Origin of the sequence: Blautia acetica (assembly GCF_038739805.1) — a bacterium.
In the GTDB taxonomy this organism is placed as follows: domain Bacteria; phylum Bacillota; class Clostridia; order Lachnospirales; family Lachnospiraceae; genus Blautia.
The window spans coordinates 14,930-39,007 of record NZ_JBBEWO010000003.1 but is presented as its reverse complement, the minus strand read 5'-3'; the positions used below and the strand labels follow the sequence as shown (position 1 = coordinate 39,007).

Here is a 24,078-nt window from a genome sequence, read left to right as displayed (position 1 = left end):
AAATAAAAATGAAAAAGAAGCTAGACGCAGCATACGGAGTGATTGGGCTGGGACGCTTTGGAGAAGCGCTGGCCACTATGCTGGCACAATCAGGAAATGAAGTCATTGCAGTAGACAAAGATGAAAAGAAGATAAGAGAAATACGGCAGTATACGGACTGTGCTTTTGTAGCAGACAACCTGAGTGCAGATACTTTAAAGGAAATCGGAATACAAAATTGCGATGTTGTTATTATTTGCATTGGCGAACAGGTGGATGTCAGCGTATTGACAACCATGAGCGTCATAGAGATGGGAGTGCCCAGGGTCATTGCAAAAGCATTAAGCCCTGAACAGGGAGCCGTGCTTGAAAAACTTGGTGCGGAAGTGGTATATCCGGAGCGGGATATGGCGCTGCGGCTTGGGAAGAAGCTGTTGTCCAATAACTTTTTTGAATATGTTTCTCTGTGCAACCAGGTGGAAATTCGCCAGATACCTATTTCGGAGCGTTTGATTGGAAAAAGCATAGAAGAGACAGAAATTCGTCAGAGATACCGGCTGAACATCATTGCCATTGAGAACGGAGATGAGACGAATATTGAAGTAATTCCGGATTATCGTCTGCGCCGGGATGATATTATTGTGGTAATCGGAAAAACAGACAACATTACTGCATTTGCAAATGAAATTTAAAGACCGGAGGAAGAGAGCATGGAATTGACATTTATAAATTTCTGGCAGGAGGTTGTGAGAAATCCGGTGCTGTTTATTACAGTGGTTCTTACATTGGGGGTTATTTTCGTAAATGGCTGGACGGACGCGCCCAATGCCATTGCTACCTGTGTAGCAACCAGATGTATGCCGGTGAGGGCCGCAATCCTGATGAGTGCAGGGTTTAATTTCCTTGGTGTTTTTGTTATGACACAGATTAACAGTTCGGTGGCGTCCACTATTAGTAACATGGTAGACTTCGGAGAACATACAGATGAGGCTTTGATTGCCTTGTGCGCGGCCTTGTTGTCTATTGTTATTTACAGTACAGCGGCCTCCTTTTTCGGAATTCCAACCAGTGAAAGCCACAGCCTCATTGCCGGCCTGTCCGGAGCGGCCATTGCCATTCAGCAAGGTGTGGGCGGAATCAATTTCGACGAATGGGTAAAGGTTTTGTACGGTCTTGTTCTGAGTCTGATTCTGGGATTTGCAACCGGATGGGTTGTGTGCAAGATAATTACAGTTGTGTGCCAGAGTATGGACAGACGGAAGACAAACCGCTTTTTTGGAGGCGCCCAGATTGCCGGAGCAGCGGCTATGAGCTTTATGCATGGAGCCCAGGACGGACAGAAGTTTATCGGTGTTTTGTTTTTGGGAATTGCCTTTTCGGGAGGACATACATCCGTAAGCGGTATGGAAATTCCGGTATGGCTGATGCTTGTATGCAGTGTTGTTATGGCTGTGGGAACCAGTGTAGGCGGTGAAAAGATTATTAAATCCGTGGGCATGAACATGGTAAAGCTGGAGCGTTATCAGGGCTTTTCCGCAGATATTGCAGGAGCTGTCTGCCTGCTGTATTCCAGTCTGATGGGAGTTCCGGTTTCTACGACACACACAAAGACCAGTGCCATTATGGGAGTAGGAGCAGTAAAAAGGCTTTCTGCCATTAATTTCGGAGTTGTAAAGGATATGATGCTGACCTGGATTTTTACTTTCCCGGGCTGCGGACTGATTAGTTTTTGTATGGCAAAAATATTTATGTATATATTTGGATAAGAGGAGGACTACAAATGTCAAAAAAACAGGATGATTACTATTTTGATAATTTTATCAAATGTGCAGAATACAGCTACAAAGAGGCGTATTTATTAAAAGAGATACTGACTAAGTTTCAGCCGGAAGAAATTTCTAAGAGAATGGAAGAAGTCCATGAGATAGAGCGTCAGGCCGATTCCCAGAGACACGAGATTACAGATAAGCTGGCAAAGGCGTTTATCACACCGATTGAGAGAGAGGATATTATTGCGCTCAGCCACCATATTGATGATGTTACGGATAAGATAGAGGAAGTACTGATACGTGTTTACATCAATCATGTACAGGAAATGCGGCCGGAAGTGTTTGCTATGCTGGATGTAGTGATTGAATGCTGTGAGGAGCTTCAGAATCTTTTGAAAGAATTTAAGAATTTCAAACATTCTAAAGAATTAAAGAAGAGCATTATCCGCCTGAATACCTTAGAGGAAAAAGAAGATGAATTATTTATGTCCAGTATGAGAAAACTTCATGTAGAAGAGCAGGATGTAAGAAATATCATTGCGTGGAGAGAGATTTATACGTATCTTGAGAAATGCGCGGATGCCTGCGAGCATGTAGCTGATATTGTGGGCAGTGTTGCAATGAAGAACACCTAAACATTGAAAAGAGAGTGATGAGAAAAAATGTGATGAAAGAGCAGAAAACAGGAAACAGAAAAACGCGCATGTTTTTGATTCAAATGCTTCAGGGAATGCTGATTGGTCTGGGTTCCGTCCTTCCGGGGATTTCAGGAGGTGTTTTGTGTGTTATTTTTGGGATCTATAAGCCGGTGATGGAATTGCTGTCTAATCCCAGAAAATACTTTCTGGTGCATATCCGGAAATTGTTTCCGGTGATTCTGGGCATTGGAGTCGGCTTTCTCGGTGTTGCCAATATATTGGCATTTTTCCTGGAGAAATATCCGAATCCATCGGTGTGCCTTTTTGTAGGACTGATTGCAGGTATGCTGCCATCTCTCATGCAGGAGGCAGGAAAAGAAGGCAGAACAAAAGGCTCCTGGATAGCCCTGATGATTTCTGCAGTGGTAATTTTTGCAGTATTGGCGGCCTTGGAGATTTTGTCCGTGAAACTTGTGCCCAATGTGGGCTGGTATGGTTTCTGCGGTGTATGCCTGGCCTTAAGCGTGATTGTTCCGGGAATGAGCTTTTCTACGCTGCTGATGCCTTTGGGGCTGTATACACCATTTATTGAAGGCTTGGGACATCTGGATATGAGTGTCATCCTTCCCGGAGGGATTGGAGCCCTTGTAACGGTTGTGTGTTTTGCGAAACTGATGGACGCCCTTTTGAAAAAATACTATTCTTATGTATTTCATGCCATTGTAGGTGTTGTAATCGCGGCAACCATTATGATTATACCGTTTGGAAGTTTTGCCTCGTCCCTGGGCAGTATGATAACAAATGTTCTTTGTCTGGGAATTGGAGCAGCCTGCTCGCTTTTATTAAATCGAGGAGAAAAAGAAGAGGAAGCGCTGCAATAAAACGTCCGGATTGTGAAAGGGAATATGATAGGAAAAAGCCAGCTTTGAATTTTAAATATTCAAAGCTGGCTTTTTTAAAGCAGAGCAGCGATAATTTCTTGCGAAAGTATTAAGAATATGTTACATTTAATGAGGCAAAAAAATCGTTCAGACAGAGAAAGGAGAAACGAATGAGAAAGCGAAAACTGCTGGCTTTCGGGCTGGCGTTTTGCCTCGGACTTTCAGGTGTATGGAATTTTTCCAAGCCGGTTTTTGCAGCGGAAGCACAGTCTGAGAGTCAGGTACAAAGTGAAAATACTTCCGGAGAAGACCATATCACTTCCATGGATGAAGAAGGAAATATAAAAGACGCAGACAGTTCGGCAAAGCTCATTGAAAATCCGTCAGGACCCAACAAATCCAGAAGCGGAGAGCCCCAGGTGGTGAATTTCCGTACGAAAAACAATGCGATTACAGAGTTTATCGAGCAGGAGACTGCAAAGCAGGGCTATACCAATGGGGCATATGGTGCAGATGCAGTGTATCTTGGCTCTGCCAATGGAAAATACAAATTTATGCTTTCCGGTGTGGTTGGCTGGGTAAAGGCGGAAGAGGTGCAGGTGGTCAATCTGTCCCAGGCCAAAGCGGTCAGCTGCTATGAGGTAAAAGATGGGAAACTGATGCATCATATTGTACAGGACATGACAACTCCCGGTTATGCTACAAGCCTGAATAACGGTCCTGCGCCTTCTTACCTTACACCCGGAACCATATATTACAGTTATGACGGACATTATTTTTATACAGATTACGGAGTCATGGCTGCAGATTATAGGCAAAATCAGCGCACACAGTCGGTGAATCCTCAGGAGCCTTATTATAATTATTTTCAATATCTGCCCATGCGCAGCCAGTCAGGCTATACCGGGGAAGAAATCAACGGAGCACTGGACAAGCTTGTAAACGCAAACTCAAAAATGAAAAATACAGGGGAAACTTTTGTAAAAAACCAGAATACATATGGTGTCCATGCGCTTCTGATGACGGGAATTGCCGCCAATGAGAGTAATTGGGGAAAGAGCAGTATCAGCCAGAAAAAGAATAACCTGTTTGGGCTCAATGCCACAGATGCGGCCCCCGGCGCCAATGCAAATCAGTACAGCAGTGTGGAGGCCTGTATTGAAGACTTTGCCAATGGCTGGATGTCCAGAGGATATCTTTATCCGGGGGATTACCGGTATCAGGGTGGTTTTCTGGGAAATAAGGCCAGTGGTCTGAATGTGAAATATGCATCAGACCCCTATTGGGGAGAAAAAGCCGCCAACATTGCATGGCGTTTGGACAGCACACTGGGCAGTAAGGACGCAGGAGCCTACACCCTTGCAGCTAAGGAAATCATTCCGGATACACATATCTCGGTCAATGTGCGGAAAGAGCAGAATGTGTCGTCCACGCTGCTGTATAAAACCGGAAAAGCGGCAAACTATGTGGTGTTGGTGAGGAATGAGGAACCTTCGGAAGGCTTTTATGAGATTCAGAGTGACGCAGTGCTGGACAGCAGCCGAAGCACGGTGGTAAAAGACAGCGGAAAATACGACTTTGAGGGAATGTACGGCTATATGTCAAGCGATTATCTCACGGTGGTAAGCCGGGGGAAGAACACACAGGAGCAGGCACCGGATACAGATGAAACAATACCCCCAGAAAAACAGTTGGAATCCATTGCAATCGCAAAAGCGCCGTCTAAAGTTTCCTATATAGAAGGCGAGAGTTTTGATGGAGCAGGAATGCAGGTCCTGGCGAAGTGGAGCGATGGGACAGAAAGTGATGTGACAGGAGAAGTTACCTGGATGCAAGAGGCTCTGAACAGTTCTTATACGGAAATGACAGTGCAATATACCTGGCAGGGCGTAACAAAGGAGGCAGTACAGCCCATAACAGTTGCAGCAAAGGCTGTGGAAGAGGAAAGCCTGTCGTTGGCTGTGACACCGGGAACGGCAGAGCTAAAACCGGGAGAGAGTCAGCAGTTTGGCGTGGAAATGAAAAAAACGGCGGATACCGTGCCGGAACTGAAATGGGAAGTGCTGGGCAGTAAAAGCCAGCAGACGGTGATTGACAGCAGCGGTCTGCTGACCTTAGGACAGGATGAAACTGCCGAGAAAATGATTGTGAGACTTTCCTGGGGAGAAGGCAGCGACAAAGTGTCGGATGCCATGGTTACTCTTGTAAAAGAGCCGGAACAGGAGAATCAACAGCAGGAGAGCACAGGTCAGGAAACAACGAGTCAGAGTGAGAGCAATCCCTCTGCCACAGACCAGACCCCAGAGGCTGCAGAAACAGATACCAAAGAAGAAGAGTATATTGCAGGTCAGCAGGTAAACGGACAGAAAGCGGCAGGCACAAAATCCGGGGAGACTTCGGATAAGCAAAAAAATACCAGTGTTAAGACCGGAGATGCTTCTAAGGGACCGCTTTGGATAACGATTCTTAGCATATCGGGATTCCTGGCCGCAGGTATGGGCTATAGAAAAGGACACATAAAAGACAGAAAATAGGATACAGATATACAAAAGGGGCATGCGCAGAAATTGCGGTGCCCCTTTTCAGAAAAGTTTTTAAGATGCAGGTTCTTCTTTGGGAAGAATGATGTTTAAAAGTATGGCTGCCAGAGTGGCTACAACTACCGGAGATTTTCCGAAAATAGTGGTTACCCATGCAGGAAAGGAAGCCAGAGAATCCGATACCTGTGTGATACCCATACCCAGAGCTACGGAAAGACCTACAATAGAAGAATTTCGGAAATTCATTTCCTGACGCATAATCAGCTTGATTCCGGTCATGGCAATGGAAGCAAAGACAGAAATCGTTGCACCGCCCAGAACACACTGGGGAATGGTAGTCAGAAGGGCTGAAAACTTGGGCACAAATCCTGCAACCATAAGGATAACAGCGGCCAGACCAAGCACACAGCGGTTGATGACCTTTGTCGTTGTGACAATGCCCACATTCTGACTGAAGGTGGCTGTTGGAAGTCCGCCAAAGAGCGCGCCGGCAATGTTGCTGATACCGTACATTAAAATACCGCCCTGGAGTTCCTTTGTCTTTGGTTCCCGGTTCATACTGCCTACCGTGGTGGCAGAAAAATCACCGATGGCCTGTATGGAATTAATACCAAACAGAATGCCGATAGCCACGCAGGCAGAAGGCTCAAAGTGAAGACCAAAGTGCAGAGGCTTCGGAAGCTGGAAAAAACCAGCGGAAGAAACATCGGAAAAATCCACCAGTCCGAAACAGGCAGCCGCCGCATAACCGGCGATGATACCGATGAGAATGGAAGCCAGTTTCAGAGTGCCTTTTGCAAAATGGTTCAATCCTACCACAACAGCCAGAGTAAAGAAAGCCACCAGCCAGTTTTTCCAGGAACCGTATTCCGGACTGGAGGCGCCGCCGGCCATGTATTTTACAGCGGTAGGATACAGGGACAAGCCAATCGTAAAAACTACGGTTCCTGTAACAATAGGCGGAAACAGCACACGGATTTTGCGGATAGTAAAGCCTACAAGAATGGCAACAATACCGCCGATAACCTGAGCGCCCAAAATCGTTCCCACATCATAAGATTCGGCGATCGCCTGCATACTGGGCACATAGGCAAAGCTGATACCCATAATAACGGGAAGTCTGGAACCCAGCTGAAACTTCTTTCCATTAAAAACAGGAAAAAGCTGCAGCAGGGTACTGATAGCAGATACAAATAAAGCGGCCTGTACGAGAATGACTCTGTCCCGTTCATTTAATCCGGCAACGTCAGAAATCAGAATAGCCGGAGTGACACAGCCCACAATCATTGCCACCACATGCTGTAAGGCCAGCGGCAGGGTTTTGGAAAATGCGGGGATGCCGTCAGATTCAAAAATAGATGCTCTTGTCTGTGACATGAAAAATCCTCCTGATGGTATAAAACATTGTTTTTCCCCTTTACTTTACACAATTTTTATCCCATCGTAAAGAAAAAAATGCGGACGCAAGGCTTCTTTTTTTGTGAAAATACTTAACTAAAAAACTCTAGTATTAATATATAAAGTATGATATGATGGGGAAAATACTATATGTAGTATATAAGGGAGAATGAAAACATGAATAATAAAAATAAAAAAGCAGTACTTCCCTATGGGGAAAATTTTCAGCGCATACTGCGGGAGATAGAGCGGGAATTTCCTCAAAAAGAATACGCATTAGAAAAACTGACAGAGCGTTTTGAGCATCTTGGCAGAGAACATAAGAGTGAGAAAGAAAAACTGGAGCTTCTTATCCGAAGCGCTGTGGAGCTGACGGAGGAGATTGCGCCGAAGTGGGAATTTATAGGGGCAAGACTTTTGAATTTCCAGTTTCAGGAAGAACTGAAAATAGAAATGAAAAGCAGAAAGATTCACAACTTTTACGAAAAGATACAATATCTCACCAAACAAGGGCTGTATGGCGCTTATATTCTGGAACATTATTCCAAAGAGGAACTCAGACAGGCAGAATCCATGCTGCGGCCGGAACGGGACAAGATTTTCAATTTCTCCGGTCTGGAACTTCTGCTGAAACGCTATGTGATTCGTACCGGGGAACATATTGCTCTGGAAACGCCCCAGGAAATGTATCTGGGCATTGCCCTTCACCTGGCCATGAAGGAAAAGAGGGAAACCGAAAAAGGGCCGGGGCGCATGGAATGGGTGCGGAAATTTTACGATATGCTGAGTTTGCAGGAAGTTACTATGGCAACTCCGACTCTGTCCAATGCCAGAAAGCCTTATCACCAGCTTTCCAGCTGCTTTATCGATACCGTTCCCGACAGTCTGGAAGGCATTTACAGAAGCCTGGACAATTTTGCCCAGGTCAGCAAGTTTGGCGGAGGCATGGGGCTGTATTTCGGGAAAGTGAGAGCCAGCGGCAGCAGTATCCGGGGCTTTCAGGGGGCGGCAGGTGGCGTGATTCGCTGGCTGCGTCTGGTTAATGACACTGCTGTAGCCGTGGACCAGCTTGGCATGCGCCAGGGAGCTGCGGCTGTGTATCTGGACGCCTGGCACCGGGATTTGCCGGAATTTCTTCAGATACGAACCAACAACGGAGACGAGAGAATGAAAGCCCACGATATTTTTCCGGCGGTCTGCTATCCGGATTTATTCTGGAAAAAGGCAAAAGAAGACATGAGCCAGGACTGGTGTCTGATGTGTCCGCACGAAATTTTTCAGGCCAAAGGCTGGCATCTGGAGGATTTTTACGGGGAAGAGTGGGAACAGAGGTATGAAGAATGTGTGCAGGATGAGCGGATTTGTAAAAGAACTGTGGTACTGAAAGACATTATCCGTTTGATATTAAAATCTGCGGCAGAGACGGGAACTCCTTTTGCGTTTAACAGAGATACCGTAAATCGGGCCAATCCTAACAGTCATAAAGGGGTAATCTACTGTTCCAACCTGTGCACGGAAATTGCTCAGAATCTGTCTCCTGTTTCTTCTGTTTCCAGAGAAATTCAGACGAAGGAAGGAGAAACTGTGGTGGTGACAACTGCAAAGCCGGGGGATTTTGTGGTGTGCAATCTGGCCAGCCTCTCCCTTGGTAAGATTCCGGTGGAAGATGATGCGTATATGGAGGATCTGGTGGAAACAGCGGTGCGAGCCTTGGACAACGTCATTGATTTGAATTTTTATCCTCTGCCCTATGCACAGATTACCAATCAGAATTACCGGGGAATCGGGCTGGGCGTCAGCGGTTATCATCACATGCTGGCAAAGCGGAGAATTCTCTGGGAAAGTGAAGAGCATCTGCACTTTGCAGATGAAATTTTTGAAAGAATCAATTATTTTGCCATAAAGGCCAGTGCCCGTCTGGCAGAAGAGAAAGGGGCATACCCATATTTTTCCGGCAGTGACTGGCAAACCGGGGCCTATTTTGCAAAAAGAGGGTACTCGTCCCGATTCTGGAAACAACTGGCGGAAAAAGTTGCCTTTTGCGGGATTCGGAATGGGTATCTGCTGGCAGCGGCGCCTACCAGCAGCACCAGTATTCTGGCTGGCACCACAGCAGGCGTAGACCCGGTGATGAAGAAATTTTTTATGGAAGAAAAAAAGGGAAGTATGCTGCCAAGAGTGGCGCCGGAATTGTCCGTAGACACCTATTATTACTATCAGAGCGCCCATCAGACGGACCAGCGTTTCAGTGTCCGGGCCTGTGCAGTGCGCCAAAGGCATATAGACCAGGCTCAGAGTATGAATCTCTATATCACCAACCAGTATACCCTGCGGCAGTTGTTTGACCTGTATCTGAGCGCATGGGAACTGGGCGTGAAAACCATTTACTATGTACGGAGTAAATCGCTGGAAGTGGAGGAGTGCGAAAGCTGCGCTTCTTAGGGCTGCGTCTTAAAGCAGAAAAAGCATTGAGAGAAAAGAATGTTTATACTATAATGAAATAAGCGGAGAAAAATATGATAAAATTAACGAAAAAACCATTGTTTAATCCTCAGGGGGATACCGAAGTGCGTCTCAGACGTATGATAGGGGGAAATACTACCAACCTCAATGATTTTACGCAAATGCGTTATACCTGGGTCAGCGACTGGTACCGGCAGGCCATGAACAATTTCTGGATACCGGAGGAAATCAACCTTTCCCAGGACAAAAAAGATTATCCGGGACTTTCCAAAAAAGAGCGGCAGGCTTATGACAAGATTCTCAGTTTCCTGGTGTTTCTGGATTCCATACAGTCCGCCAACCTGCCCTGTATCAGTGAATATGTGACAGCTAATGAAATTAATTTATGCCTGTCCATACAGGCTTTTCAGGAATGTGTCCACAGCCAGAGCTACAGTTACATGCTGGACACTATTTGCAGCCCGGAAAAGCGAAATGAAATTTTGTATCAGTGGAAATCCGATGCCCATCTTTTAGAGAGAAATACCTTTATCGGAAACTTGTATAATGAATTTCAGGAAAAGCAGGATGCCCAGACACTTTTAAAGGTGATGATGGCCAATTATATTCTGGAGGGCGTCTATTTTTACAGTGGTTTTCTGTTTTTTTACAATCTCAGCCGCAATGGAAAAATGCCTGGCTGCGCCCAGGAAATCCGTTACATCAACCGGGACGAGAATACCCATTTATGGCTGTTTCGGAATATGATTTTGGAATTAAAGAAAGAAGAGCCGCAGCTTTTTACAGAGGAAAACGTACAGATGCTGAGAGAAATGATGAAAGAAGGCGTCCGGCAGGAAATGCAGTGGGGGCGTTACGTCATTGGCGAGGACATTCCCGGTCTGTCTGAGGAAATGCTTACTTCCTATATAAAATATCTGGGAAATCTGCGTATGACCGGAATCGGTCTGGAAATTTTGTACCCCGGATATGAAGAAGAGCCGGAGAGCATGAAGTGGGTCAGCCGCTATTCCAATGCCAATATGGTGAAAACCGATTTCTTCGAGGCAAAAAGCACGGCTTATGCCAAGAGCACGGCGCTGCTTGATGATTTATAAAGGAGAGTAAGGAGAATTATGAGAGAACAGGAAATTCTGGCGATTTACGGAACCGAATATAAAGAAATGACAAAACAGCTTTTACAGGAAGCAAATTTGCAGGAACAGATTCCCGACAAAGAATGCCGCATTGGCATCAAACCCAATCTGGTGTCTCCATCGGAGCCCTCCTGGGGGGCTACGACACACCCGGAAATTGTGGCGGGAATAATAGAATACCTGCAGGAAAGGGGATTTCAGAATCTGGTGATGCTAGAGGGCTCCTGGGTGGGAGATAAGACCCCGGAGGCTGCCGCGCTTTGCGGTTATGATGATTTAGTGGAAAAGTACCGGGTGGAATTTTTGGATTTGCAGAAAGATAACTGGCAGACTTGCGATTGCCAGGGAATGGAGTTAAAAATCTGTGAAGAAGCGCTGAAACTGGATTTTCTCATCAACGTACCGGTGATGAAAGGCCATTGCCAGACGAAAATCACCTGTGCTCTGAAAAATATGAAGGGCCTGCTTCCCAACGCAGAAAAACGCCGCTTTCATGCTCTGGGTCTGCACAAGCCCATTGCCCATCTGAATGCGGGAATCCGTCAGGATTTTGTGGTGGTGGACAACATCTGTGGGGACTGGGATTTTGAAGACGGCGGCAATCCGGTGGTGCTGAACCGGATTATGGCGGCGGCCGACCCGGTTTTGTGCGATGCCTATGTCTGTCATCTTATGGGATATGAGGTGGAAGAAGTTCCCTATATCACCATGGCAGAAGAACTGGGAGTAGGGCTTTCCGACTGGCGGCTGGCAGAATTTCGGGAGTTAAACCGGCCTTTGCGGGGAGCGTATTATCCCAAAGAGCGAAAAGTCGTGGAACTGGCCGATGCTGTGGAAGAAGTGGAATCCTGCAGTGCCTGCTACGGCTATCTGCTGCCGGCCCTGCAAAAGCTGAAAGAAGAGGGGATTCTGGGGCAGTTAAAAGAAAAAATCTGCATTGGACAGGGGTACCGGGGACAGACAGGAGAACTGGGAATCGGACTTTGCACAAAGGATTTTCAACATTCCCTGAAAGGGTGTCCGCCTACGGAAGGGGAGATTTATGAATTTTTAAAATCGTATATCACGGCTTTAGAAGAAGAGAAACCAGAGAAATAGAGAACAGGGCTGTCCCATGAAAGGCATGAATCTTTCATAGGGCAGCCTTATCTGTTATTTTGCTACTTTTGCCGTTTGGTGTAGATAACGGCCAGAAGGAGAAGAATACCACAGGAAGCTGCAAAGAGCGCCATGTAAAGTCCTGCGTGGGTATTATCTGCTGTTTTGGGTGCGGCTGCTTTGTCTGTCCGCTCAAAGGAAACGGTGATGGTATGGTCTGCTTTCACGTTTTTCATGGTATATTTGTTGTTTTTCACAGAAACGGATTTTCCATCTACCAGAACCTTTGCCACACGGTAGTTTTTGTTGGGGAGAAACGTAAATTCTGCGTTTTCTCCCTCCTGAATTTCAATGCTGCCTTCCGGTGAAATGCGTCCGTTCTTATCCGCAGAGGAAGTAATGGTATAAACCGGAACTACAGCTTTAAATTCTATTGCAGAAGATTTGGACTGTCCCACTGCTTTCCAGCCATTTTCCGTATACTCTTCCAGGTCAAAGCCAACGGTAAGTTCGTAATTGCCTGCTTTGTTCAGAACGAAGGTTACCGAATAAGGGGCGTCGGACCAGGTGCGGTTGGTCTTTCCGTCCCAGTTCCAGTTCCGGGGAATCCAGCGGGAATCGCCGGCGGAAGGATTGGGATTGTCCATACCGGTGCCCACAGCTGTGGCGGTCAGGTTCGTGCCTCTGTCGTAAGTCGCTCCGGCTGTAATTCCATCTATGTATCCGTTGAAAGCAACGTAAGTTTTTAAAACAGAACTGCCGCTGATTTCGCTTTCCATATCCGTATCGGCATTGAACTTCTGTCTGGCTGCAAATTGGTAGGCGGTTCCGGATTTTAAGTTTCCAAACCGCGGGTTTTCTGTCCAGGTCCAGTTTTTGCCGTCTTCGGAAATACCATACAGAACGTTTTCCTGCTTTTGCAGAACCAGGAATGTTTCTCCTTTTTCTGCAGCCTGGGGACTTTGCGGAGCTTTGGCTGCGGAAAACTTTGTGGTGACTTTCAGCTTTTCGCTGGCCGGGCTGGCCTCCTGCGTTTCGGATTTACAGAAGCGCGTTACAAATTCGTAAGAAGTTCCGGGAGTCAGGTTTTCAAAAGAACCGGAGGACTGCCATTTCCAGTTTGCGGAATCTTCCTGCTGTACCAGTGCGTACTCCTGATTGGGCTGTGTGGTTAGAAGTACAGTGGTGTCGGTACAGGATTGGAGAGCCGGTATGGCCGGGGCTTCTCTTGGGCTTTCGGGAGGTGTTTCCGGGTCCGGCTCATCCGTAGATGGCGGTGCTTCCTTCGGAGGTGTAGTTATGGAGTCTGTGGTTTGCGTGCTGTTGTTCTGTGCGTTATCGGAGGGGGTATCGTATGAGTCTTTGTTTGACGAGTCGTCTGTAGGAGTTGTCTGGGAGTCGTTGTTCTGTGTGTCGAATGTAGGTGTTATGTTGGAGTCGTTGTCCTTGGCGTCGCCCGGAGGCAGTGTGTCAGTACCGATGTTTGAAGTGTCGGTGGAAGTGTCCGTGTTGGTGTCATTTTTGTTGTCAGGAACCTTTTCTGTTCGGATAATGGTGGATTTCAGATACTTTTCGTCTGTATCGCCGACTGTGCGGCGGGTAAACGTATACTCTGTATCTGCCTTCAATCCGGTAAAAGAAACGGTTTCTTTTTGTGCGTCATATTGTTTCTTCTCAGCCCATTTCCAGGAGGCGTTTTGCTTGTCATCGGTGACTTTTCTTGCGTATTCGTAGTTTTTCCCTGCTTTCAGAACAATCGTATCTGCAGTTTTGGATACGGTTTCCAGTTCCTTTTCTTTTTGGGTTTCGTTGGCTGCATTTTCTGCGGCTGCCTGTATGGGAGAAATACCGGGGGAACTTCCGATTAAGACCAGAGTCAACAGGAAAACCAACAGTTTGCTCAGTTTTTTCATCATATAGATTCACCTCTTTCCGTGATGCCGCTGTTATAGGGAGGAGCGGCGGAAAATAGTTGTTTATAGGTATTTTTATTATAACAGATATTGGCTGTAAATAATAGATAAAAAAGAAAAATGTTAGAAAATTAAAAGGGCTTTAAAGGAAAATTAAAAGTTTATTCAGGATTTTGTGACTTATAATAATTGTAAATACCCTTAGAATGATGTATACTGTCTACGTTAGAACCTTCTTGTTGGAATGAGTAGACTGCTGTCCGCATTTTGTTGCCTCTTCATTCAGCAGAGGGTATCTTTGTATAATGGAAGATTTGAGTATAAGTATGGAAGAAGGACAAAAAAATGGAAAGACAGGATAAAAAGCAAGAGCATTTACTGGATTTACAATGGGTAAGAAGAGCCTTGCTGTTGGCATTATTTGATATTGGAATTATAATTGCATCATCACTGCTTGCTCTCATGGCACGATTTGATTTTTCTTATGCAGGAATTGAAGTACCGTATCTGTCAAATTTGTATCATTATTTGCCAATAGGTATTGCATTGAATTTGATTATTTTTTATTTTTGTCGTATGTATCACAGTCTTTGGAAATTTGTAGGTGTTCATGAAGTAGGATATATTTTGATTGCAAATGGAATTGCCTTTTTAGTGCAGATTGCAAGCATGTATATGCTGCAGTATTCTATGCCGAGAAGCTATTTCTTTTTTCAGATTTTATTGCAGACGGCTATGGTATCTGCCTTGCGGTTTTCTTATCGCTTTTTGCGCCATTTAAAAGAGGTTAAAGAGCAGAAGTTCAGTGGATGGAATAAATGGAAGCGGGTTATGGTGGTTGGAGCCGGAGAAGCAGGTAGAGCTATTATAAAAGAAATTATGGACAGTAAGTTTTTGTCAATGAAAATATGTTGTGTGATTGATGATGACCGCAACAAAGCAGGGCGTTATATAAATGGTATTCCTATTGTGGGAGACCGCTCTACCATCTTGAAAAATGTAGAAGAATACAAAATTAAAAGTATTATTCTGGCCATTCCTTCTGCCCCATTAGAAGAGAAAAAAGAAATCCTGGAAATCTGTCAAATGTCTGGCTGTGAATTGAAAACTTTGCCGGGAATGTATCAGCTGATTGATGGTGAGGTAAATGTCAGTAAATTAAGAGATGTAGAAATCACAGATTTACTTGGGAGAGAGCCCATACAGGTCAATCTGGATGAAATCATGGGATATGTGAAAGATAAGGTAGTCATGGTAACCGGCGGCGGAGGTTCTATCGGAAGTGAATTGTGCCGTCAGATTGCGGCATATCAGCCAAAGCAGTTGATTGTCTTTGATATTTATGAGAATAATGCTTATGAAATCCAGCAGGAATTGCAGCGCCATTATCCAGAATTGAATCTGGAAACGTTGATTGGTTCTGTGCGGAATACCCATCGGATAAACAGTATTTTTGAGACATATCATCCGGATATTGTGTACCATGCGGCAGCTCATAAGCATGTCCCACTGATGGAAGACAGTCCGAATGAGGCAATTAAGAACAATGTGTTTGGGACATATAAAACCGCCAAAGCAGCCAGTGACAACGGAGTCAAACGTTTTGTGCTGATTTCTACAGATAAGGCAGTAAATCCCACGAATATTATGGGGGCATCTAAACGACTATGTGAAATGATTGTTCAGAGCTTTAATAAAATATCGGATACAGAGTTTGTTGCGGTGCGCTTTGGAAATGTACTGGGAAGTAATGGAAGTGTGATTCCTTTGTTTAAAAAGCAGATTGCAGAGGGCGGCCCTGTAACGGTTACAGACAAAAATATTATTCGATATTTTATGACGATTCCGGAGGCTGTATCTTTGGTGCTTCAGGCAGGAGCCTATGCCAGAGGAGGAGAAATTTTTGTCCTGGAAATGGGAAAACCGGTGAAAATTGATGATATGGCCAGAAATCTGATCCGTCTGTCCGGCTACACTCCGGATATAGACATTAAGATTGAATATACGGGACTTCGTCCGGGAGAAAAATTGTATGAAGAACTTTTGATGGCAGAGGAAGGCATGAAAGAAACTGCCAACAAACTGATTCATATTGGGAAGCCCATTGAAATGAACGAGGATGAATTTTTCCAGCAGCTGGCAGATTTAAAAGAAGCGTGCTATCAGGACGATGTACAGATTAAAGAGAAAGTGGCGGAGATGGTTCCGACTTATCATATGAAAGCGTAAGTAGATAAATTATAAACGTAATAGTTCAATAACTTGCTTTTATAAGAAAAACAGATATAATAAGAAATAGAACTAAGAAGATTTGGAGAATATACAATTATGAAAGTACCATTTTCACCACCAGACATCACAGAAGAAGAGATTGCTGAAGTTGCAGATACTTTGCGAAGCGGTTGGATTACTACAGGACCGAAAACAAAAAGATTTGAAAATGAAATTGCAGCATATTGTCATACTGCAAAAGCAGCATGCCTTAACTCTGCTACAGCAAGTCTGGAATTGAGCCTTCGTATTCTAGGAGTTGGACCGGGAGATGAGGTTATCACCAGTGCATATACCTATACAGCATCCTGCAGTGTTATCTGCCATGTAGGGGCAATACCTGTTCTGGTAGATACAGTTCCGGGCACTTTTGATATGAATCCGGAAAAAGTAAGAGAAGCAGTATCAGAAAAAACAAAGGCAGTAATAGCAGTAGATTTGGCTGGTATTATTTATCCGCACTACCGGGAATTATTTCAGATTGCAGAGGAAAAGAAATCTCTTTTTCATGCGAACAATGAGATACAGGAAGCGATGGGAAGGATTGCCATTCTTGCTGATGGCGCACATGCCTTTGGTGCTTCCAGAGAGGGAAAAATGGCAGGAGAAATTGCAGACTTTACCAGTTTTTCTTTCCATGCAGTTAAAAATCTTACAACAGCAGAAGGCGGAGCAGCTGTATGGCGTACCATTCCAGGTATCGATAATGAAGATATTTATAATCAATATATGCTCTATTCACTTCATGGACAGAATAAAGACGCCTTGGCTAAAACACAATTAGGAAATTGGGAATATGACATTGCCGGTCCGTATTATAAATGTAACATGACAGATATTATGGCATCTATTGGCCTGATACAATTAAAAAGATATCCTGATATTTTAAAGAGAAGACGGGAGATTATCAGAAGATATGATTATGCATTTCAAGACTTGAATATTGAAGTTTTGAAACATTATAGTGATAAGCATACTTCCAGTGGGCATTTGTATCTCACACGTCTAGTTGGAAAAAGCAGAGAAGTGTGCAATGATGTCATTGTGAAAATGGCAGAGGCGGAGATTGCTACAAATGTGCATTATAAACCACTTCCTATGATGACGGCATATAAAAACCTGGGATTTGACATTCAGGATTTCCCTAATGCGTATCATATGTTTGAAAATGAAATTACGCTGCCGCTTCATACTTGTCTGACAGATGAGCAGGTAGATTTTATCATTGAAACCTACAGAAAAATAGTAAAGGAACTGTAAGCATGTTAAAAAGTTGGGATGCACTTCCGCAGAAAATGAAACAGGAAGAAGTAAAAAAATATTATAGGTACCTTTCCAAAAAGCGTGGGGCACTTGTGGCCAAACGTTTTTTGGACGTGGTTCTGTCATTTATTTTGACCGTTCTTTTGTTACCGGTAATGCTCATACTGGCAGTATGCATTAAACTGGACAGCAAAGGACCGGTTTTTTATCGTCAGGAAAGAGTGACTCAGTATGGAAAAAAGTACCGTATTTTTAAATTTCGGACTATGGTGGCAGATGCGGACAAGAAGGGGCCGCTGGTGACTACCGGACAGGATTCCAGAATTACCAGAATGGGGAATAAACTTCGCAAATGTCGTCTGGATGAACTTCCGCAGTTATTTAATGTACTCACGGGAGATATGAGCTTTGTAGGGACAAGACCGGAAGTACAGAAATATGTAGACAGCTATTCGCCGGAGATGATGGCAACGCTTTTACTTCCGGCCGGAATTACATCCAGAACCAGTATTGCCTATAAAGATGAAGATGAAATCTTAGACAAATATAGCCAGACAACAGACAAAAGTACAGATGAAATCTATGTGGAATATGTTTTACCAGAGAAAATGAAATATAACTTGCAGTATTTGATAGAATTTAGCATATGGGGCGATTTTAAGGTTATGATAGACACGGCCCTTGCGGTGCTGAGATAGACAGGAGATGAATATGAAAAAGATAGCAGTAATTTCCATGGGTGTGAAACTTGACAACGAAAAAGGATACAGCCGTTTTCGGTATATTGGAGAATTTCTGTCTGATGCGGGATATCAGGTGGATTTAATCACTACAACCTTTCAACATTGGGAGAAAGCCCAGAGGAATCTTGATGAGATTAAAAAAGAAAACTATAAATTTAATTTAAAATTTATTTATGAGCCGGGATATAAGAAGAATATTGATCTGCGTAGAATCAGAAGCCATCGTATCGCTGCAAAAAATCTACGGCAGCTTCTGGAAAAAGAAGGGGATTATGATTTGATTTATTGTGAAATCCCTCCCAATGATGTGGCACTTGCAGCAGCAGAATATGCCAAAGAGAAGGGGATTCCCTTTGTTCCTGATGTCAATGACTTGTGGCCGGAGGCCATGCGGATGGTACTGGATGTACCGGTTATCAGCGATGTCCTCTTTTATCCTCTTTTGAGGGACGCGGAAAAGGTATATGCTCTGGTATCAGGGATTATTGGGACTTCAGATGAATACCGGGACAGACCGTTGAAACACCAGAAACTGGATGTGCCGAAAAAAACCGTCTATGTGGGAAATGAAATTGCAGAGTTCGATGCAGGGGTAGAAGTTTACAGCCCGCAGATACCAAAAGAAGAGAGGGAGTTTTGGGTTTCCTATGCCGGAACCATCGGAACCAGCTATGATATCCGTACTATGGTGCTGGCAGGCAAAGAACTTTTGAAGCGGGGCAGAACACGGATAAAAATTAAAATTCTGGGCGGGGGGCCTTTAAAAGAAGAACTAGAAACCCTGGCAAAAGAGCAGAATTGCAGTAACGTAGAATTTGTAGGTTACGCACCTTACCCGAAAATGACGGCCTATCTGGCAAAATCCGATATTCTGGTGAATTCGTTCGTGAAGAAAGCGCCCCAGAGTATTGTGACGAAAATCGGGGATTATCTGGCAGCGGGAAAACCAATGATTAATACCTGTATGAGTCCGGAATTCAGAAACAAGGTCGAGCATGACGGATTTGGTATCAATATTATGCCGGAGGATGTCAACGTTTTGGCAGATGCCATTGAAAAGCTGTATGAAGACGAGGCAGGAAGAACAGAAATGGGGAAAAAGGCGAGGACAATTGCAGAGGAACAGTTTGACAGACCCCAGTCTTATAAGAAGATTATTGAATTGATTGAGGAGCTGACAGAAAATGAATAGACCATTTTTTACTGTGGTGATGCCTGCTTACGGAGTAGAAAAATATCTGGAAAAAGCAGTGAAAAGTATTGTTGCACAGACATTTTCGGACTGGGAACTGTTGATTGTGGAGGACGGATCTCCGGATAAAACAGGAGAAATTGCAGAGAAACTGGCAAAAAACGACGAGAGGATCCAGGTGTTTCATCATGAGAAAAACCGTGGTTTAAGCCCTGCCAGAAATACAGGAATGAGCCATGCGAAAGGGCAGTATATCTGGTTTATGGATCCGGATGATTATGTAGAAGCGACTGTGCTGGAAGAAGTGTACAAAGCACTGCAGGAAAATCCGGCCGAGCTGACCATTATCGGGCATAAAGAAGAATATTATGACCGGGATGGAAAGCTGAATTATACCCATGAGATTCGGCCGAGAAGGCAGTTTTTTTCCAGTCAGCAGAAGATGAGAGAACACATTATCTATCTGGAACAGGAAACTATATACGGATATGCCTGGAACAAGTTTTACAGCCTGGAGCACATACAAAAAGAAAGGCTGCAGTATGAAACGGTACGGCTTATCGAAGATATTGTTTTTAATATTCAGTTTTGTATGCATATCCAGGCCATGAATATCCTGGATATTGCGCCGTATCATTATGCAAAGCGCATGGAAGGAAGTTTGACGACGAAATTTGTACCGGACTATTACCCTCTCCATAGAAGGCGAATAGCCATGCTGTATGACCAGCAGCGTTTCTGGCAAACCGATACAGAGGAAACCTGTGCCATTCTGGGCAGCCTGTACGGAAGATATATACTCTCCGCCTTAGAGCGAAACTGCGACAGGAGAGCCGGAATGAAACACAAAGACAGGGCGCAGTTCTGCCGGGAAGTTTTTTCGGATTCCCTTTTTGAAAGCCTGGTGCTCAGGGCAAAAGCCAGAGACAGTAAGGCATTAAAAATAGCCCTTGTCTGTATGAAACAGAAATCCGTGTTTTTGTGTACAGCTCTGGCAAGAATTGTACATATAGTGCGGAGCGGACTTCCCACGGTGTATTCCAAGGTGAAATCCAACCGGTAACAGATAAGGAAAAGCAAAGTGAAAATTTTACAAAGCGAGGAAAAAGAATATGAAAAAATATGATTATGTCTTAGTAGGAAGCGGATTGTTTTCCGGAGTTTTTGCTTATCATGCCACAAAGGCAGGCAAGAAATGCCTGGTAGTGGAAAAGCGTGATACCATAGGAGGAAATCTTTACTGTGAAGATGTAGAAGACATTCATGTCCACAAATACGGCGCCCACATTTTCCATACCAGCAATAAAAAAGTATGGCAGTTTGTGAATTCTCTGGTGGAGTTTAACCGCTATACCAATTCTCCGGTGGCTAATTTCCACGGCGAGATGTATAATATGCCCTTTAATATGAACACCTTCAGTAAAATGTGGAATATCAGCACCCCGGAAGAGGCAAAAGCGATTATTGAAAAACAGAAAGCCAGCGTAAAGGGAGAACCTAAGAATCTGGAAGAGCAGGCCATCAGTTTAGTTGGAGAGGATATTTACAAAAAACTCATCAAGGGCTATACCGAAAAACAATGGGGCCGCGATTGTAAAGATTTACCGTCTTTCATTATTAAGAGACTTCCTGTAAGATATACCTATGATAATAATTATTTTAATGATCTGTATCAGGGAATTCCTATCGGCGGCTACAATGTGCTGATAGACAAGCTGTTTGAAGGCTGTGATATGGAAACCGGTGTGGATTACAATGAAAATCGGGAAAAATACAATGCTCTGGGCGAAAAGCTTCTGTATACAGGAACCATTGATTCTTACTATGATTATTGCTTCGGAAAGCTGGAATACAGAAGTCTGAAGTTTGAAACAGAAACTTTGGATAAAGAAAATTATCAGGGTGTGGCTGTGGTAAACTATACAGACCGCGAAACTCCCTATACCAGAATCATTGAGCATAAGCACTTTGAATTCGGCACACAGCCAAAGACTGTCATTACCAGAGAATATCCGTCGGACTGGCAGGAAGGCATGGAACCTTACTATCCCATTAATGATGAGAGAAATCAGAGTCTGTACCAGAAATATAAAAAACTGGCAGATAAAGAAGATAAGGTTCTGTTTGGCGGCAGACTGGCAGAGTATAAGTATTACGATATGGACAAGGTCATTGAGTCCGCATTTCAGTTAGTGGAAAAAGAACTGTAAAGCAGAGAAATAAGGGGATTGTTGATGAAGTTAGTGAAAAAGGAGTATGTAAAGTATCTGGAATGGGCATTTAAGCTGGCGTATCTGCTGCTGGGACTTGTGACTTTTAATGCCTTTCTGTATGATTCGCCGGTGCAGCCCCTGTTGGTGAAGGGATGTCTGATATTGGGAGCGTTGGCGCTTTTAGGGAGAATGATTTACTGGAAAGATTATGTGAAGACACCCTATTTGGTAGTATTGGTGTTGTTTTGTGCCAGCTTTGGCATTAGTATTTTGGTGAATTGGAAGTATGGTGCAGGAATAGCGGACATGAAGTGGATGATATGGACAGGATTTTTATTCTTTCTGCTCTATATGTGTGATACAAAGCGAGAGAAGTCTTCCTATAAAAAAGAATTTCATTTCTTCTCCCATGTACTTCTGCTTTACAGTGGGGGAGCCGCGGCTGTAAGTCTGTATTTGATGCAGACATTGTACCACGCAAAGTGGTTTACTTCAGGGAATGAACTGATGTTAGCGGGATTTTATTGGGGAAGGCTCTGGGGAGTCTATACAGACCCCAATTATGGCGGTGTGCTCAGTACCCTTGCGGTTTTGCTGTGTCTGTATCATTGCATGACGAAAAAAAGCTGGAAAAAGATACCCTATGTACTTATTCTTGCAGTGAATTATGGATATATTCTTTTTGCAGATTCCCGGACTGCAGAATTGGCTCTTGCCCTGGCAAGTGTTTTCTGGCTGATTTTTGCAGGTGTTACAGGCAAGTGGGCGAAGAAAACATTTGCCCTTCGTGTTTTGATGGTTGTTTTTGCTGCCGTTGTTTTTATAGGAGGCGGTTCCCATGTGAAAACAGGATATAGTGAAAAAATAGAAGCTGAGATAAAAATTATGGATGCGCAAAAACAGCAGAATACACAAAAACAGAACACACAGGCACAGAATACGCAAAAGACACAACAGACACAACAGACACAACAGACACAACAGACGGAGCGGGCTGCTGATTTGGAAAAGGACGTGACAAACGGCAGGATTGCTCTTTGGAAAAGCGGACTGGAAATCTGGCAGACCAGCCCAGTGGTGGGAACCGGGTATAATTCCTTTCTTCCATATGTGAGGGAGAAGCTTCCGGATACTTATGCGGTACATAATTCCCAGGGGGAGTATGTGAGCCTGCATAATGAATACTTAAATATTATGGTTTATCAAGGCCTGTTGGGGATTGGAATTTTTCTGGCATTTGGCATTCTGGTATTTTGCCGGTGGGGAAAAAATATTCTTAAAACAGAAGATTCGGATCGGAATTACATAGGAATACTTTCTGCCTGCATTCTGGTAGTGGCTGTGGCTATGGGATTTCTAATGGAAGGGCTCTATACAAACTCCCCGGCAGCATTTGTGCTGTGGACATTCTTGGGATATCTGATGCAGTACATGCAGAGTACAAAATAAAAGAAAAGGCGGAAACAAAAGATGAAAAAGATACTGGCAGGATTTATCATGGACGGATACGGAGGAGGCATTGACAAATATCTCCTGAATTTTTTAGAGAATGTTCATACAGAGAACATCAGAATTGATTTTCTGACGAATGAGGTTTCTCCGGAATTGGAAACCTTCCTGCAAAAGTATCATTCCCGCATTTTTGCAATTCCCAATTTAAAACACCCGGTAGGACAATACCGGGAAGTATGCAGAATATTGGAAGCAGAATCCTACGATATTGTGTATCTCAATATTTCCACGGCCATTGACTGCATTGCTGCCTGGGCAGCAAAGAAAAAAAAGGTTCCCAGGATTTTCATTCACAGTCATACCAGTGGAAATGATTGTGAGAATCCTGTGAAAAGGATGATTTTTGACAGCATCCATAAGTTCTGCAGATTGTCTTTGTACAGGGCAGCTACAGAGTATTACGGCTGTTCTGAAAAAGCGGGACTGTGGATGTTTCCTGAAAAGATAGTAAAATCAGACAGATTTCAGATGATATTTAATGCCGTAGATTTAAAGAAATTTACATATTCGTCTGCGGTTAGAGACGATGTAAGAAAAGAACTGAATTTAGAAAACAAGTTTGTGGTGGGACATGTGGGAAACTTCGTTTACCAGAAAAACCATTACTTTTTAATAGATATTTTTGAAGAACTGAAAAGGAAATGTCCGGAAGCAGTGCTGCTTTTATTGGGAAGAGGAGAGCGGTTTGAGACCGTAGAAAAGAGGATAAAAGAAAAAGGACTGGAAGACAGTGTTCGGCTTCTCGGCTTTCGAAAAGACCCGGACAGACTCTTCCAGGCCATGGATTTTTTTCTGCTTCCGTCATATTTTGAAGGACTTCCTACTGTGGGAGTAGAGGCCCAGTGTACGGGACTTCCCAGCCTGATGAGTGATACTATTACAACGGAAGTGAAGATTACGGAGAACTGCTGGTTTTTACCACTGAAAGAGAAGCCGGAGGTCTGGGCAGATTTTATTTTAAAACATAGAGAAACAGACAGGGAACATATTTCCTGGATTGGAAAAAAGGAAGCCTATAGTCTGGAAACATTGAAAAAACAGCAGCAAAGACTGCTGGAAAAATAAGGAG

General features: G+C 44.0%; 18 protein-coding genes. 16 read left to right on the top strand and 2 right to left on the bottom strand.

Annotation, left to right across the window (positions count from 1 at the left end):
- The first annotated feature begins 8 nt into the window (after positions 1 to 8).
- The 5 genes from WBS51_RS02730 (at position 9) to WBS51_RS02710 (ending at position 5,801) form a co-directional block, all read left to right on the top strand.
- Entirely contained in the window at positions 9 to 671 is a 663-nt protein-coding gene (locus tag WBS51_RS02730) for a potassium channel family protein (RefSeq protein WP_294459126.1), read from the top strand.
- Positions 672 to 689: 18 nt separating this feature from the next.
- Positions 690 to 1,745, top strand: a complete 1,056-nt coding sequence (locus WBS51_RS02725; protein WP_291682027.1) for an inorganic phosphate transporter — start codon at positions 690 to 692, stop codon at positions 1,743 to 1,745.
- A 14-nt stretch (positions 1,746 to 1,759) separates the two neighbouring features.
- A complete protein-coding gene (locus WBS51_RS02720) occupies positions 1,760 to 2,383 on the top strand; it encodes a DUF47 domain-containing protein (RefSeq protein WP_294459123.1) in 624 nt (207 codons plus the stop codon).
- A gap of 17 nt (positions 2,384 to 2,400) precedes the next feature.
- A complete protein-coding gene (locus tag WBS51_RS02715; RefSeq protein WP_302702697.1) occupies positions 2,401 to 3,267 on the top strand; it encodes a DUF368 domain-containing protein in 867 nt (288 codons plus the stop codon).
- Positions 3,268 to 3,437: 170 nt separating this feature from the next.
- The gene (locus tag WBS51_RS02710; RefSeq protein ID WP_294459119.1) at positions 3,438 to 5,801 is read left to right on the top strand and encodes an N-acetylglucosaminidase; all 2,364 of its coding nucleotides are present in this window, start codon (positions 3,438 to 3,440) and stop codon (positions 5,799 to 5,801) included.
- A 60-nt stretch (positions 5,802 to 5,861) separates the two neighbouring features.
- On the opposite strand, the gene WBS51_RS02705 is transcribed toward WBS51_RS02710, so the two are convergent.
- Positions 5,862 to 7,184 carry a uracil-xanthine permease family protein gene (locus tag WBS51_RS02705; protein WP_294459116.1) on the bottom strand — a complete coding sequence of 441 codons (1,323 nt, stop codon included), beginning with the start codon at positions 7,182 to 7,184 and terminating at the stop codon, positions 5,862 to 5,864.
- A gap of 198 nt (positions 7,185 to 7,382) precedes the next feature.
- Here WBS51_RS02705 and WBS51_RS02700 point away from each other — a divergent pair, with 198 nt between their 5' ends.
- From WBS51_RS02700 to WBS51_RS02690, 3 genes are all read left to right on the top strand, one after another.
- Positions 7,383 to 9,647, top strand: a complete 2,265-nt coding sequence (locus tag WBS51_RS02700) for a ribonucleoside-diphosphate reductase subunit alpha (protein ID WP_173747186.1) — start codon at positions 7,383 to 7,385, stop codon at positions 9,645 to 9,647.
- Between the two features lie 74 nt (positions 9,648 to 9,721).
- Entirely contained in the window at positions 9,722 to 10,765 is a 1,044-nt protein-coding gene (locus tag WBS51_RS02695; protein ID WP_173747187.1) for a ribonucleotide-diphosphate reductase subunit beta, read from the top strand.
- A gap of 18 nt (positions 10,766 to 10,783) precedes the next feature.
- A complete protein-coding gene (locus tag WBS51_RS02690; RefSeq protein ID WP_173747188.1) occupies positions 10,784 to 11,902 on the top strand; it encodes a DUF362 domain-containing protein in 1,119 nt (372 codons plus the stop codon).
- A 62-nt stretch (positions 11,903 to 11,964) separates the two neighbouring features.
- Here the strand turns inward: WBS51_RS02690 and WBS51_RS02685 are convergent, their stop codons facing one another.
- Entirely contained in the window at positions 11,965 to 13,818 is a 1,854-nt protein-coding gene (locus WBS51_RS02685) for a superantigen-like protein SSL4 (protein WP_173747189.1), read from the bottom strand.
- 342 nt (positions 13,819 to 14,160) lie between these two features.
- On the opposite strand from WBS51_RS02685, the gene WBS51_RS02680 reads away from it, so the two are divergent.
- The 8 genes from WBS51_RS02680 to WBS51_RS02645 all read left to right on the top strand — a co-directional run bounded on the left by WBS51_RS02680 (position 14,161) and on the right by WBS51_RS02645 (position 24,074).
- A complete protein-coding gene (locus tag WBS51_RS02680; protein WP_173747190.1) occupies positions 14,161 to 16,044 on the top strand; it encodes a polysaccharide biosynthesis protein in 1,884 nt (627 codons plus the stop codon).
- 99 nt (positions 16,045 to 16,143) lie between these two features.
- Positions 16,144 to 17,346: a DegT/DnrJ/EryC1/StrS family aminotransferase gene (locus tag WBS51_RS02675; protein ID WP_173747191.1), complete on the top strand. Its 1,203-nt coding sequence runs from the start codon at positions 16,144 to 16,146 to the stop codon at positions 17,344 to 17,346.
- A gap of 2 nt (positions 17,347 to 17,348) precedes the next feature.
- Entirely contained in the window at positions 17,349 to 18,047 is a 699-nt protein-coding gene (locus tag WBS51_RS02670) for a sugar transferase (protein ID WP_173747192.1), read from the top strand.
- Between the two features lie 13 nt (positions 18,048 to 18,060).
- Positions 18,061 to 19,284, top strand: coding sequence for a glycosyltransferase family 4 protein (locus WBS51_RS02665; RefSeq protein ID WP_291682041.1), 1,224 nt, complete (start codon positions 18,061 to 18,063; stop codon positions 19,282 to 19,284).
- The gene (locus WBS51_RS02660) at positions 19,277 to 20,347 is read left to right on the top strand and encodes a glycosyltransferase family 2 protein (protein ID WP_291682042.1); all 1,071 of its coding nucleotides are present in this window, start codon (positions 19,277 to 19,279) and stop codon (positions 20,345 to 20,347) included. The genes WBS51_RS02665 and WBS51_RS02660 overlap by 8 nt, the downstream gene beginning before the upstream one ends.
- Before the next feature lie 49 nt (positions 20,348 to 20,396).
- The gene (glf, locus tag WBS51_RS02655; protein ID WP_173747195.1) at positions 20,397 to 21,494 is read left to right on the top strand and encodes a UDP-galactopyranose mutase; all 1,098 of its coding nucleotides are present in this window, start codon (positions 20,397 to 20,399) and stop codon (positions 21,492 to 21,494) included.
- A 24-nt stretch (positions 21,495 to 21,518) separates the two neighbouring features.
- Positions 21,519 to 22,946, top strand: coding sequence for an O-antigen ligase family protein (locus WBS51_RS02650; protein ID WP_291682045.1), 1,428 nt, complete (start codon positions 21,519 to 21,521; stop codon positions 22,944 to 22,946).
- A 21-nt stretch (positions 22,947 to 22,967) separates the two neighbouring features.
- Positions 22,968 to 24,074, top strand: a complete 1,107-nt coding sequence (locus tag WBS51_RS02645; RefSeq protein WP_173747197.1) for a glycosyltransferase — start codon at positions 22,968 to 22,970, stop codon at positions 24,072 to 24,074.
- Positions 24,075 to 24,078: the final 4 nt, after the last annotated feature.

What these genes read in the sequence shown, in the direction of transcription:
- WBS51_RS02730 (WP_294459126.1), top strand. Translation starts at nt 9, where the DNA reads ATGAAAAAGAAGCTAGACGCAGCATACGGAGTGATTGGGCTGGGACGC.
- WBS51_RS02725 (WP_291682027.1), top strand. Translation starts at nt 690, where the DNA reads ATGGAATTGACATTTATAAATTTCTGGCAGGAGGTTGTGAGAAATCCG.
- WBS51_RS02720 (WP_294459123.1), top strand. Translation starts at nt 1,760, where the DNA reads ATGTCAAAAAAACAGGATGATTACTATTTTGATAATTTTATCAAATGT.
- WBS51_RS02715 (WP_302702697.1), top strand. Translation starts at nt 2,401, where the DNA reads ATGAGAAAAAATGTGATGAAAGAGCAGAAAACAGGAAACAGAAAAACG.
- WBS51_RS02710 (WP_294459119.1), top strand. Translation starts at nt 3,438, where the DNA reads ATGAGAAAGCGAAAACTGCTGGCTTTCGGGCTGGCGTTTTGCCTCGGA.
- WBS51_RS02705 (WP_294459116.1), bottom strand. Translation starts at nt 7,184, where the DNA reads ATGTCACAGACAAGAGCATCTATTTTTGAATCTGACGGCATCCCCGCA.
- WBS51_RS02700 (WP_173747186.1), top strand. Translation starts at nt 7,383, where the DNA reads ATGAATAATAAAAATAAAAAAGCAGTACTTCCCTATGGGGAAAATTTT.
- WBS51_RS02695 (WP_173747187.1), top strand. Translation starts at nt 9,722, where the DNA reads ATGATAAAATTAACGAAAAAACCATTGTTTAATCCTCAGGGGGATACC.
- WBS51_RS02690 (WP_173747188.1), top strand. Translation starts at nt 10,784, where the DNA reads ATGAGAGAACAGGAAATTCTGGCGATTTACGGAACCGAATATAAAGAA.
- WBS51_RS02685 (WP_173747189.1), bottom strand. Translation starts at nt 13,818, where the DNA reads ATGATGAAAAAACTGAGCAAACTGTTGGTTTTCCTGTTGACTCTGGTC.
- WBS51_RS02680 (WP_173747190.1), top strand. Translation starts at nt 14,161, where the DNA reads ATGGAAAGACAGGATAAAAAGCAAGAGCATTTACTGGATTTACAATGG.
- WBS51_RS02675 (WP_173747191.1), top strand. Translation starts at nt 16,144, where the DNA reads ATGAAAGTACCATTTTCACCACCAGACATCACAGAAGAAGAGATTGCT.
- WBS51_RS02670 (WP_173747192.1), top strand. Translation starts at nt 17,349, where the DNA reads ATGTTAAAAAGTTGGGATGCACTTCCGCAGAAAATGAAACAGGAAGAA.
- WBS51_RS02665 (WP_291682041.1), top strand. Translation starts at nt 18,061, where the DNA reads ATGAAAAAGATAGCAGTAATTTCCATGGGTGTGAAACTTGACAACGAA.
- WBS51_RS02660 (WP_291682042.1), top strand. Translation starts at nt 19,277, where the DNA reads ATGAATAGACCATTTTTTACTGTGGTGATGCCTGCTTACGGAGTAGAA.
- glf (WP_173747195.1), top strand. Translation starts at nt 20,397, where the DNA reads ATGAAAAAATATGATTATGTCTTAGTAGGAAGCGGATTGTTTTCCGGA.
- WBS51_RS02650 (WP_291682045.1), top strand. Translation starts at nt 21,519, where the DNA reads ATGAAGTTAGTGAAAAAGGAGTATGTAAAGTATCTGGAATGGGCATTT.
- WBS51_RS02645 (WP_173747197.1), top strand. Translation starts at nt 22,968, where the DNA reads ATGAAAAAGATACTGGCAGGATTTATCATGGACGGATACGGAGGAGGC.